This window comes from Dyella sp. 01N36 (assembly GCF_056399745.1).
Genome location: NZ_JBFTRY010000101.1, coordinates 1 through 12,223 on the forward strand (window position 1 = coordinate 1; position 12,223 = coordinate 12,223).

8 protein-coding genes are annotated in these 12,223 nt (G+C 65.4%); 3 read left to right on the plus strand and 5 right to left on the minus strand.

Annotated elements, in window-relative coordinates:
* The 4 genes from AC1DMG_RS14660 to mnmG all read right to left on the minus strand — a co-directional run.
* The coding region (locus AC1DMG_RS14660; RefSeq protein ID WP_477180685.1) for a Tex family protein at nt 1-2,204 on the minus strand (2,204 nt) is incomplete at its 3' end.
* Between the two features lie 88 nt (nt 2,205-2,292).
* On the minus strand, nt 2,293-3,051 hold the full coding sequence (locus tag AC1DMG_RS14665; protein WP_477180686.1) for a winged helix-turn-helix domain-containing protein: 759 nt from the start codon (nt 3,049-3,051) through the stop codon (nt 2,293-2,295).
* Between the two features lie 298 nt (nt 3,052-3,349).
* A complete protein-coding gene (locus AC1DMG_RS14670; protein ID WP_441602710.1) occupies nt 3,350-4,150 on the minus strand; it encodes an RDD family protein in 801 nt (266 codons plus the stop codon).
* Between the two features lie 77 nt (nt 4,151-4,227).
* The gene (mnmG, locus tag AC1DMG_RS14675) at nt 4,228-6,105 is read right to left on the minus strand and encodes a tRNA uridine-5-carboxymethylaminomethyl(34) synthesis enzyme MnmG (RefSeq protein WP_477180687.1); all 1,878 of its coding nucleotides are present in this window, start codon (nt 6,103-6,105) and stop codon (nt 4,228-4,230) included.
* Nucleotides 6,106-6,673: 568 nt separating this feature from the next.
* Between mnmG and AC1DMG_RS14680 the strand changes: the two genes are divergently transcribed.
* Nucleotides 6,674-6,859 (plus strand): hypothetical protein, encoded by a 186-nt coding sequence (locus tag AC1DMG_RS14680; protein ID WP_441602712.1) that lies wholly within the window; start codon nt 6,674-6,676, stop codon nt 6,857-6,859.
* A 166-nt stretch (nt 6,860-7,025) separates the two neighbouring features.
* Here AC1DMG_RS14680 and pepN read toward each other — a convergent pair whose 3' ends face one another.
* Nucleotides 7,026-9,683: an aminopeptidase N gene (gene pepN / locus AC1DMG_RS14685; RefSeq protein WP_441602713.1), complete on the minus strand. Its 2,658-nt coding sequence runs from the start codon at nt 9,681-9,683 to the stop codon at nt 7,026-7,028.
* A 71-nt stretch (nt 9,684-9,754) separates the two neighbouring features.
* Between pepN and AC1DMG_RS14690 the strand changes: the two genes are divergently transcribed.
* Together AC1DMG_RS14690 and AC1DMG_RS14695 are read left to right on the plus strand one after the other, a co-directional pair.
* A complete protein-coding gene (locus AC1DMG_RS14690) occupies nt 9,755-10,759 on the plus strand; it encodes an aldose 1-epimerase (protein ID WP_441602714.1) in 1,005 nt (334 codons plus the stop codon).
* Complete coding sequence (locus tag AC1DMG_RS14695) at nt 10,756-11,721, plus strand: pyridoxal-phosphate dependent enzyme (protein ID WP_441602715.1); 966 nt, start codon at nt 10,756-10,758, stop codon at nt 11,719-11,721. The genes AC1DMG_RS14690 and AC1DMG_RS14695 overlap by 4 nt, the downstream gene beginning before the upstream one ends.
* Nucleotides 11,722-12,223: the final 502 nt, after the last annotated feature.

A 12,223-nucleotide genomic window follows, 5' to 3' on the forward strand; every position in this document is an offset into this window, starting at 1 on the left:
CCACGGCCACGGACCTGCTGGCCCGGTTCGTCGTCCAGGCGCATGGACAGGCCGATGCGCTGGCGTGGCAGGTCGACCTCCATCACCTTCACCTTGACGATGTCGCCGGCTTTCACGGCATCACGCGGGTCTTTGACGAAGGTGTGCGACAGGGCCGAGACGTGCACCAGGCCGTCCTGGTGCACGCCGATGTCGACGAACGCGCCGAAGGCCGCCACGTTGGTTACGCGGCCTTCCAGCACCATGCCGGGACGCAGGTCCTTCACGTCTTCCACGCCCTCGGCAAAGCTGGGCGCCACGAATTCCGGGCGCGGGTCGCGGCCGGGCTTCTCCAGTTCCTTGAGGATGTCGCGCACGGTCGGCAGGCCGAACGTCTCGTCGGTGAACTGCTCGGCCTTGAGGCCGCGCAGGAAGCTGGTGTCGCCCATGATGGAGCGCACTTCGCGGCCGCATTGGGCAATGATGCGTTCGACCACCGGATAAGCTTCCGGATGCACGGCGCTGGTATCGAGCGGATTGTCGCCGTTGGGCACGCGCAGGAAGCCTGCGCACTGCTCGTATGCCTTGTCGCCCAGACGCGGCACCTTCAGCAGCGCCTTGCGGTTGGCGAACGGACCGTTGGCATCGCGATGCTTCACGACGTTCTCGGCCACGCTGATGCTCAGGCCCGCGACGCGCGACAGCAGCGCTGCCGACGCGGTGTTCACATCCACGCCTACCGCGTTCACGCAGTCTTCCACGCGTGCATCGAGTGCGCGCGCCAGCTTCACCTGGTTCACRTCGTGCTGGTACTGGCCCACGCCGATGGGCTTGGGTTCGATCTTCACCAGYTCGGCGAGCGGGTCCTGCAGGCGACGCGCGATGGATACCGCACCGCGCAAGCTCACGTCCACATCCGGAAACTCCTTGGAGGCGACTTCTGAGGCGGAGTACACCGACGCGCCCGCTTCGCTCACCACGACCTTGGAAAGTTTGTGCTCCGGATGCGTCTTGGCCAGACCCTTGATCAGTTCGCCAGCCAGCTTGTCGGTTTCGCGCGAGGCCGTGCCGTTGCCGATCGCGATCAGATCCACGCCGTGCTTCTGGCAAAGGCGTGCCAGGGCAGCCAGCGATTCGTTCCACTGGCGGCGTGGTTCGTGCGGATAAATCGTATCGGTGCCGAGCAGCTTGCCAGTGGCATCCACCACGGCCACTTTCACGCCGGTGCGGATGCCCGGGTCCAGGCCCATCACGCTCTTGGCGCCGGCGGGGGCGGCGAGCATGAGGTCCTTGAGGTTGTCGCCGAACACGCGGATCGCTTCGTCTTCCGCGCCTTCGCGCACGCGGCCGAACAGGTCGAGCGTGAGATGCAGATGCAGCTTCACGCGCCAGGTCATGCGCACGGTTTCGCGCAGCCAGGCATCAGCGGCACGACCGCGATCGAGAATGCCCGCATGCGCGGCCACGCGGCCTTCGCCTTCGACGTGACCCTGTTCCAGGTCCAGCGCCGGTGAGAGCTCCAATTCGATCACGCCTTCGTTGCGCGCGCGCATCAGCGCGAGCAGGCGATGCGAGGGGATCTTGCCGATCGGTTCGATGTGGTCGAAGTAGTCGCGGAATTTCGCGCCTTCGTTTTCCTTGCCTGCAACCACTTTGGCGCGAATCTGGCCTTTATCCCATAGCCACTGGCGCAACTCGCCGACCAGGCTGGCGTCTTCGGCAATGGACTCCATGAGGATGGCGCGCGCGCCATCCAGCGCAGCGCGCACATCGGCCACGCCCTTGTCGGCGTCGACATAGGACTCGGCGGCCGCTTCCGGCGACTGCGTGGGATCTTCGCGCAGGCCCAGGGCCAGCGGCTCCAGGCCGGCTTCGCGGGCGATCTGCGCCTTGGTGCGGCGCTTGGGCTTGTACGGCAGGTACAAGTCTTCCAGGCGCGCCTTGGTGTCGGCCGAGAGGATGTCGTTCTTCAGCGCATCGCTGAGCTTGCCCTGTTCTTCGACGCTGGCCAGGATCGCGCTGCGCCTCTCTTCGAGTTCGCGCAGATAGCGCAGGCGCTCTTCCAGCAGGCGCAGCTGCGTGTCGTCGAGACCGCCGGTGGCTTCTTTGCGATAGCGCGCGATAAACGGCACGGTGGCGCCGCCGTCGAGCAAATCCACCGCGGCATGAACCTGATCCGGCTTGGCGGCGATGTCCTGGGCAATACGTTGTTCGATGCTGAGCATGGGGCTAAGACGATTCCTGAGCGTTCGACAAAACAACGGATCGCCACGCGATCCGCCGGACCGTCGATCATAGCAAGTCGATGCGTGCTTACAGATTGGCCGCGGGCGCCTGGTTCGGCCGCAGGATCAGAAAGCCCGCTGCGCCAAGCTCGGCAGGCGCGGCCTCGTGATCGCCGGGACATTGCGTGGCCACACGGCGGTAATGCGGCAAGCGGCGCATGCGCATCGGCCGGACGTCCTCCTGTTCGCGTGCCACCGGCATCACCGCGAGCGCCGGTTGTGGCGTCACGTGCGGCGCACGCCCTGCATCCGCGGGTGGATGCCACAGGCTGAACGCCGCCAGCACCGCCACGATGACCGCCAGCGTGATCGCCGCCGCCAGCCAGCGGCCGGAGCGTGGTGGGGCCCGTACGGGTGCAGGTGCGAGTGCCGGCGTTTTTGCGGTGGCGGTCGAATCATCATTGCTTGCGACATCCGGCAGCGGCTCGTCGGCCGGCGTCGCGCTGGACGGGACGCGATGCACCTCGCCGATGAAGCGATAGCCCAGGCTGTGCACGGTGGCGATATAGCGCGGCTGCGACGCGCAATCGCCCAGCGCGTGCCGCAAGTGCGAGATCACGCGGGTGAGTACGCCAGGAGTGACGTGCCGATGTCCCCATGCGGCATCGAGCAAGGTGTCTTTGCCGACCACTTCGCCGGCTTGTTGCAGCAGGACCACCAGCACCGCATAAGCCTTGGGCTCGACGGAAATCCGGCTGCCTGCCCGTTCGAGACGGTGTGCGCGCGGATCGACGACGAGGTCGTCGCACTGGTAAATCCAGCCGCAATCAGCATGTGACTGGGCCATGAGCTTGCCTGGTGCACGGCCCCCTGTATGACAAGCATGCGCTACTTACGCAAATACGCGCATCCGCCATAGGTCATAACGTGCGCGCAGGTGCATGAATTGCGCGGCAAAGCGATCGGACGTCCATTTGCCAATGGGCCAGCTCGCCACCGAAGGCATGGCCCATTGGCCGAGCAGATGCAACGCGTGCGTGAATGTGATGTGCCCGCGATGTCAGTTCCGCCGTGTTGCCACGGCGGGACGTCTCACGGCGAGAAAGCCCCTACGACCAAAGCCTCTATCACCAAGGTTCGATGGCTCAGGCGTTGAACGAGCTGTCGCTGTTGCCGGGGTCCGTGCGACGCGTCGTCGTGGCGACGTCTCTGGCGCGGCCATTGAGCACGAGCGTCTTTGCGAGCATGTCGTGCAGGCCTTGCTTGCGCTGGGTCCAGGCAATCATCAGGAAGCCGAAGCAAAAGATCAGCGCACTGACAATCTTGCCGAAATAGCGGCCGGTGGCACGCATGAAGCTGATGCGATTGCCGTCCATGTCGGTGACGCGGATGCCCAGGGCCAGCTTGCCCAAGGTGCCCTGCCATGCCGAGCTCTCGCACAGGCCGAAATACAGCCACGCCAGGATGGTCTGCGCGATCAGTGCGGGCCACAGCGCGTTCATATAGGTATCGAGCGCCTGCAGCACCAGGTGCGGATCGTCGCCGGCAGCGAGCTTGGCCTGCACATAGGCCTCGGCGGCCTTGCTGGCGCCAAGCATATTGCTGAGTATCGTGTTGGGGATCCAAAGCACCAGCGCGTCCAGGATGTAGGCCGCCAGTCGCTTCCAGAAGCCGGCGTAGTCGTCCAGCGCGGCCACGGCGCTGCTGCCGCCATACGATGTCGCGGGGGCCGCGGCATAGGGCGGTGCCGGGGGCGCAGGCGAAAATGCCGGCGGCTCGACCTGCGACTCTTCGGGGAACAGCGACGACAGCGGCGCCCAGTCCGTCATGCCTTCATACCAGCCCAGATCGTCAGGGCTGATCTGTCCGCTGCGCAGCCACTGGCGGATATCCACTTCCTTGTAAGGGCCGTGTCGCTCGCCGTCCCGTCCGATCCAAACTTCCATGGTGCGCTCCGAGATGCATCGTCAGGCCCGCATGATGCCATGCGGGCAGGCCGTCCTGGTGCAGCAAAGATCCCGAATCAGGCGGCGTCGCGGCGCTTGAGGTGCACCAGCAGCAGCGAAATGGCGGCAGGCGTGACGCCGCTGATGCGCGCGGCCTGGCCAATGGTTTGCGGCTGTACGCGCTTGAGCTTCAGCAGCACCTCGGCAGAGAGGCCGCGCACCTTGTCGTAGTCGAAGCTGCCGGGTATCGCCGTCTGCTCGTGGCGACGCTGGCGCTCGATCTCTTCGCGCTGGCGCTCGAGATAACCGGCGTATTTGGTCTGCACCTCCACTTGCTCGGCCACGCTGGCGTCGTCAACCGCCGGACCGATGCCGTCGACGGTCGTGAGCGTGGCGTAATCGAGCTCGGGACGACGCAGCAAGTCCAGCACGTTGGTCTCGCGGCTCAGCGTGATGCCAAGCTGCTGCGCGACAGTGGCGCCGAGCGCATTCGCGGGCGCGGCCCAGATGGCGCCGAGTCGCTGCGTTTCGCGTTCCACCGCGTCGCGCTTGGCGCGCAGTGCATCGTAGCGAGCCTGCGGCACCACGCCGAGGCGATGGCCGGTTTCGGTGAGACGAAGATCCGCATTGTCCTCGCGCAAATGCAGGCGATACTCCGCGCGCGAAGTGAACATGCGATACGGCTCGATGGTGCCATTGCTGGTGAGATCATCGATCAGCACGCCGATATAGGCCTCGTCGCGACGCGGATGCCATGGCGCTTCGCCCTTCACCGCCAGCGCGGCATTGAGGCCGGCAATCAAGCCCTGCGCGGCCGCCTCCTCGTATCCCGTGGTGCCATTGATCTGGCCCGCGAAATACAGGCCCGGGATGGTCTTGGTCTCCAGCGACGGATGCAGGCCGCGCGGATCGAAATAGTCATACTCGATGGCGTAGCCCGGGCGCGTGATGTGCGCTTTCTCGAAGCCCTTGATCGAATGCACCAGCGCCAGCTGCACGTCGTACGGCAGCGAGGTGGAGATGCCGTTCGGATAGACCTCGAAAGTGTCCAGGCCCTCGGGCTCGATGAAGATCTGGTGCGAGCTCTTCTCGGCGAAGCGCACCACCTTGTCCTCGATCGAGGGGCAGTAGCGCGGGCCCAYGCCTTCGATCTGGCCGCTGTACAGYGGTGAGCGATCGAGCGAGCCGCGGATCAGCTCGTGCGTGTGTTCGCTGGTATGCGTGATCCAGCAGCTGACCTGGCGCGGATGATCCTCGCGCGAGCCCAGGTACGAGAACACGGGCGCGGGGTTGTCGCCGGGCTGCTCTTCCAGGCCGGTGAAGTCGATGCTGCGCAGGTCGATGCGCGGCGGCGTGCCGGTCTTGAGGCGGTCGGCGGCCACCGGCAGTTCGCGCAGCTTCAGAGCCAGCGTGCTGGCGGGCGGATCGCCGGCGCGGCCGCCGGCGTATTGCGCGGGGCCGATATGGATCTTGCCGGCGAGGAAGGTGCCCGCGGTCAACACCACGGCGCGGGCGTGGAAGGACAGGCCCATCTGGGTCACCACGCCGGTGACGCGGCCGCCCTCGAGGATCAGGTCATCCACCGCCTGCTGGAACAGCTCCAGGTTCGGCTGGGTTTCCACCATCCGGCGGATCGCCGCCTTGTACAGGGAGCGATCGGCCTGGCAGCGCGTGGCACGCACGGCCGGCCCCTTGGAGGCGTTGAGCGTGCGCCACTGGATGCCGGCGCGATCCGCCGCCTGCGCCATGGCGCCGCCGAGTGCGTCGATTTCCTTGACCAGGTGACCCTTGCCGATACCGCCGATGGCCGGGTTGCAGCTCATCTGGCCGATCGTTTCGATGTTGTGGCTCAGCAGCAGCGTGCGCGCGCCCGTCCGTGCCGCGGCAAGCGCAGCCTCGGTACCGGCATGGCCGCCACCGACCACAATGACGTCGTAGGAAACTGGGTGAAACATAGAAAACTGCCCCGGAAGCGCAGGTTTGGACCAAGTTGGACGCTTATGGTAACTCCGTGACGGCACTTTGGCCGTTGGCACGCTTCCTGCCTTTACTTCCGTGCACTTTCCACGGGCAGAAGCTGCGCTTCATGCGCGCCGAGATCGAACGACAGGGGTTCGATCGCGTGCCGGGGAGAGGAAGCAAGACGGCGCCCCTCGGGGCGCCGTCGCCTTTTCTAAGCCTTGTAGGGTCGCAATGAGCCTGCAAGCGCTCTGGATAAGATCTGGCGCCCGGCGGTCTCAGGAACAGGGGGAATCCAGGATGACCGTGTTGCCGGGCGCCAGAAACCGAAAATTCGTCACTGGCAGCAGCAAGTTGCTGCGCGTCTTGGGGGCGATATTTACCCCTTACGCGTGAACGTGGAGTGACTAAAACGCCCGTTTGTGCCGAGTCTTGGCACCTCATGACGTACAGCGTCATTCCGTGATCCAGCCCCAAAATGAATGTGATGGCGGTCACGCGGCTGGCACGCGCATTGCTTCTGCTCCCATGCCGGACAAGGCTATGGTTTGGGGGATTAACGTCATGGAATTGAGCGTCGAACTGCAACCGGTTTATCCGCACCACGATCTATTGATCGAACTTGGCCGCGTCGAAATGGCCATGGACTATCTGGAAGAACGCAGCGAGAACGAACGCCAGGCCCTGCGCCCGCGTCTGCTCTCACGCATGACCCGCTTGCGCGACGAATTGGCACAACTGGCGATCTGATCGTCGCGTTCGCGACGGCCGCCAGTTTGGGACGACCGGAACATCGGGCGCCTGCACGTCAGCAACACCGCTTCATCAGGTTTCATCCTCTCGATTCACCTCATTACGCCCGGGTGCCCCGTCCAAGGACGGGACGCACTCGGGTGTTTTCTTTTGCGAAGTCGATTTAGCCGTGCTGCATGCTGCGCACGATCTCGCTGAGATTGCGCGAGAGATGAGGCTGCGCCGCCAATGATTCGATGGCAGCACGCGCCGCCGCATGGCGCGTGGGTTCCAGTCGCTGCCAGCCGTTGAACGCCGTGGCCAGTCGCGCGGCCACCTGGGGATTGAGCGCATCCAGCCGCTGCAGGCGCTCGGCGAGCAGCTGATAACCACTGCCGTCCGGACGGTGGAAACCGTCAGGATTGCCGCGTGCCCACGCACCAAACAGCGAGGTGACGCGATTGGGGTTCTTCATGGTGAAGGCGGCATCAAGTTCCAGCGCCTGCACGCGCTCGATCACCGCATCGCCCGGCAGCTGCGTCTGCACCGAGAACCATTTGTCCATCGCCAGCGGATTGTCGGCGTAGCGTTCGCGGAAATGCAGCAGCGCGGCATGCGTCTGGGTGGCATTGCCGCGCACCAGCACCGAAAGTGCGGCCAATCGATCCGTCATGCTCGGGGCGTTGTCGTATTGAAGTGTGGCGAGCGCTTGCGCACTCCACGGATCGATCGTGGCGATCAGCTCCAGCACGCGCCGCTTGAGGCGCCGCTGCGCCTGGCTGATGGCGTCGAGCTGCACATGGGTGTGCGCGACCAGCGCGTCATAGCGCTGCTGCAGCACTTCGCGGCCAATGCGCAGGGCCAGATGTTCCTGCAGCTTCAGGCGCAGCGCGTGCACATGGGAAGGATCGACCACGCGTTCGCGCTCGGCCAGTTCGATCTCGCTGGGCGGCGTCAGCAGGTCGGCCAGCAGGGCATCGTCGATGGCGCTTTCCCCGAAAAGGGCGGCCAGCGCATCGCACCACGCATCCAGCGCGTGCGTGGCATCGCCGTCGCGCAGATTGTCAAACGCGCGCGCCGCCAGTTGCTGCCCCGCTTCCCAGCGGTTGAAGCCATCCACGTCGTGACGCAGCAACAGCGCCAGCTCCGCGGGGGAGTAGTCGCACTCCAGAATCACCGGCGCGGAGAAACCGCGCAGCAGGGAAGGCACGGGCGCGGATGCGACCTGCTGGAACACAAACGATTGCTCGGCGCGATCCAGCACGATCACGCGCTCGGTGGCGCCCGATGCATCGGCATCGCCGCCCGGCAGGTGCAAGGGCATCATGTGCCCATGGCGATCGAACAGCGCCAGCTTCACCGGTATCGGCAAGGGCTGCTTGGTCGGCTGGCTGGGCGTGGGCGGCGTGTGTTGCGACAGGGTCAGCGTGTAGCTGCGATGCGCGGCATCGTAGTGACCGCGCGCCGTCACACGCGGCGTACCGGCCTGCGCGTACCACGCCAGATACGGCATCAGATCGATGCCGTTGGCTTCGCCAAGCGCGCCGAGGAAATCCTCAAGCGTGGCGGCGCGACCGTCGTTGCGGGAGAAGTACAGATCCATGCCGCGGCGGAATCCCTCGCGCCCCAGCCGGCCGGCCACCATGCGTACGAGCTCGGAGCCCTTCTCGTAGACAGTTGCCGTGTAGAAATTGTTGATCTCGCTGTACTGCGCGGGGCGTACGGGATGCGCGAGCGGGCCGGCGTCCTCGGGGAACTGTGCGCGGCGCAGCAGCGCGACATCTTCGATGCGCTTGAGCGGCGCTGAATTCATGTCCGCCGAAAACTGCTGTTCGCGAAATACCGTGAGGCCTTCCTTCAGCGACAGCTGGAACCAGTCGCGGCAAGTGACGCGGTTGCCGCTCCAGTTGTGGAAGTACTCGTGCGCAACCACCGCTTCCACTGCGCGGTATTCGTCGTCGGTGCTGCTGTCGGGGTCGGCCAGCAGGTACTTCGCATTGAAGATGTTGAGACCCTTGTTCTCCATCGCACCCATGTTGAAGTCATGCGTGGCGACGACATGGAACACATCGAGGTCGTATTCGCGACCATAGGTTTCTTCGTCCCAGCGCATGGAGCGCTCCAGCGCATCCATGGCGTAACCGCACTGGCCGATCGCATCAGGCTCGGCCCAGATCACCAGCTGCACGTGGCGGCCGCTGTGGGTGACGTAGTCGCGCGTGATCTTCTGCAGGCGTCCGGCCACCAGCGCAAACAGATAGCTGGGCTTGGGGTGCGGGTCGACAAAGCGCGCCCAATGGCGACCGCCTTCCAGCTCGCCGTGGCCATCGGGATTGCCGCCGGCCAGCAGCACCGGAAAGCGCTCGCGATCGGCGCGCAGGGTGACGGTGTAGCTGCTCAGCACGTCCGGGCGATCAGGGAAGTAGGTGATGTGGCGGAAGCCTTCGGCCTCGCACTGGGTCAACAGGAAGCCAGCCTCGCGCGATCCGGACAGATACAAGCCTTCCAGCGCGGTATTGGCCGCCGGCTGCACGCGCACGCGCGTTTCCAGCACGCTGCCGTCGCGCGCGCCATCCACTTCGAGCACGTTCTCGGCGACACGCCAGGCGTGCTCGGGCAGGGGCTGGCCGTCCAGCGAGATCGACAGCAATTCCAGGCCTTCGCCGTCCAGCCGCAGCGGCTCCTGCTGGGCAGGATCGCGCTGCAGGTGCAGGCGCGAGGTGACCTCGGCGTTATCGATGCCCAGGTCAAAGTCCAGCTCGATCTTGTTCACGAGCCAGGCCGGGGCGCGGTAATCGCTGAGCCGGATCACGGGGGAGGCGATGTCGTTGCGAATGCTCATGAGGGGCCGAAACTGCGGAAGCGGGGGATGAGTCAGGCTAACATGCGGGCCTTTCCCGGCAGGACAAGACAATGGCGGAGTTTCTTGCGGAACGCGGAAAACTGGGCGTGCACGAGATCGCGGTGCTGACCGACCCGGCGCGGGGCCATAGCGTGCGCATCGCGCGACGCGGCGCGACCCTGCTGAGCTTCGAAGTGCCCTCGCCGCATGGCACCCGGAACATCGCCGATGGCTATCGCGACGCCGGTGAACTCGACACCCGGCCCAGCTCCCGTTTCGCCATCATGGTGCCATTCGCCAACCGCATCGACGACGCGCGCTACGTGTTCGACGGCGAGCCCTACGACTTGCAGCCAGGCGTCGAAGGCGATGCGCGTGCGGCACGGCACGGTTTTGTGCGAGGTGTCGACTTCGACATCACCCAGCTCGCCGCCGATGAGCAAGGCGCGCGCGTCACCTTCGCCACCCAGGCGATCCGTCCGGGTGTGCATGCCGGCTATCCCTTTGCCATCGACCTGGCGGTGAGTTACACGCTGGATGCGAGCGGTCTGACGGTTGAAGCCGCGATGCGCAATGTGGGCAAGCACGCGGCGCCGTGTTTCTTCGGTTGGCATCCGTATTTCCGATTGTCTGACTCGCCCATCGAGGGCTGGGAGTTGCAGATACCGGCGGACAGCTTTGTGCGTACCGACGAGGCCTTCATCCCGATCGCCGGGGCCGGCGCCCGTGCGCCGCTGGAGCATGCGCCGGAATTGGATTTCCGCACGATGCAGGCCATTGGTCGTCGCGAACTCAACCACGCGTTTGCCGATCTGCGCCGCGACACCGATGGCCGTGCACGCACGCGCCTGCGCGACCCGCAGGGCGGCATCGGGATTGCCGTATGGCAGCCGTCCGGGGTGATGCTGGCCTTCACCGCCGACACGGTGACGCGCGACGTGCGTCGCTCGGTGGCGCTGGAACCGATGGAAAGCTGGTCCGACGCATTCAATCGCCCCGATTGCGCCGACGCGATTCGTCTGGAACCCGGCGCCGAGCGCCGTTTCACCTGTGGTGTGGAGATCGACAATCCATGAGCGTTTCCTTTCATCGAGCCGCCCTGCCCACGTTTGCGCAGGTGCAGGAAGCCGCCGCACGCATCGCCCCGTATGCGGTGGTGACCCCGGTGCTGCGCAACGTCGCGCTGAATGCGCTGACCGGCGCGGATCTCTACTTCAAGTGCGAAAACCTGCAACGCGGCGGCGCCTTCAAATTTCGCGGCGCCTGCAATGCGGTATGGTCGATGGACGATGAGCAGGCCGCGCGCGGCGTGGTGACGCATTCATCCGGCAATCACGGCAATGCGCTGGCCCTGGCGGCTGCGACGCGCGGCATTCCGGCGCATGTCGTGGTACCCGACGGCGCGGTGCGTACGAAGCTTGAAGCGATCGAGCGGGCCGGCGCGATCCTCCATCGCTGTGAAGCCACGCAGGCGGCGCGCGAAGCCAAGGCCGATGAAGTGCGGCGAGCGACGGGGGCCGAGTTGGTCCATCCCTTCGAAGACACACGTGTGATGGCGGGACAAGGCACGGCCGTACTGGAGCTGCTCGAACAGAGCGGCGGCCTGGATGTGGTCGTCACGCCGATCGGCGGCGGTGGCTTGATCGCGGGTACGTCCATCGCAGCGCACGGCATCGCACCGCAGTTGCAGATCCATGGCGCGGAGCCGATGGGCGCCGACGACGCGGCGCGCTCGCTGGCGGCCGGCGCGCGGGTGGGGCCGTTCGTGCCCGATACGATCTGCGATGGGCTGCGCACGCTGATTGGCGCAGCGAATTTCGAGGCGCTGCAGATGCATCGGGTGGAGGCGACCACGGTGAGTGATGCCGAGGTGATCGCGGCGATGAAGTTGTTGTGGAACGAGTTGAAGCTGGTGGTGGAGACCTCCAGTGCAACGGTGTTGGCGGCGGTGTTGAAGCGGCCGGAGGTGTTTCGGGGGAAGAGGGTGGGGTTGGTGCTTAGTGGGGGGAATGTGGATATTGAGGCGTTGCCTTGGTGACGCTTTTCTCCCTCTCTCCTTTGGGGAGAGGGTTGGGGCATTGCCACCTTTACGGTGGTAAGGGGCGGGTGCTCGCGGGAGCGTCTCTTCTTTGGCGTCATCCCGGCGCGGGCCGAGACCCAGGTTTCAGTCTCGCTCAGTTGTTGCGATCCCGCGATCTGGCCGCCTACGCGGCGGGCGTTTCGATCGGCTGCCGCCGACCGAGTCACTTTTCTCTTGCTGGCCCAAGAGAAAAGTAACCCAAAGAGAATGGCCTAWAACGCCCGCAGCATCGTGTTGGGATAAGCCCGAWCGCTTGAGGCGCGTSGTTGYGGGACAACCTCCGAGGGTACACAGGGGATACTTCCAAGCGCTKCGCAACGCGCCCGAATCGCTGAGGACTTAAWGCGGGGCSTCGCTGCGCATCGGCTTTAGCATGCGCCTCCGCCATGCCGGCTTGTCTGTGGGAGCGCACCCTGTGCGCGACAGCCACGATGCGGTGTACCGCTCCGTAGGTTTGTCG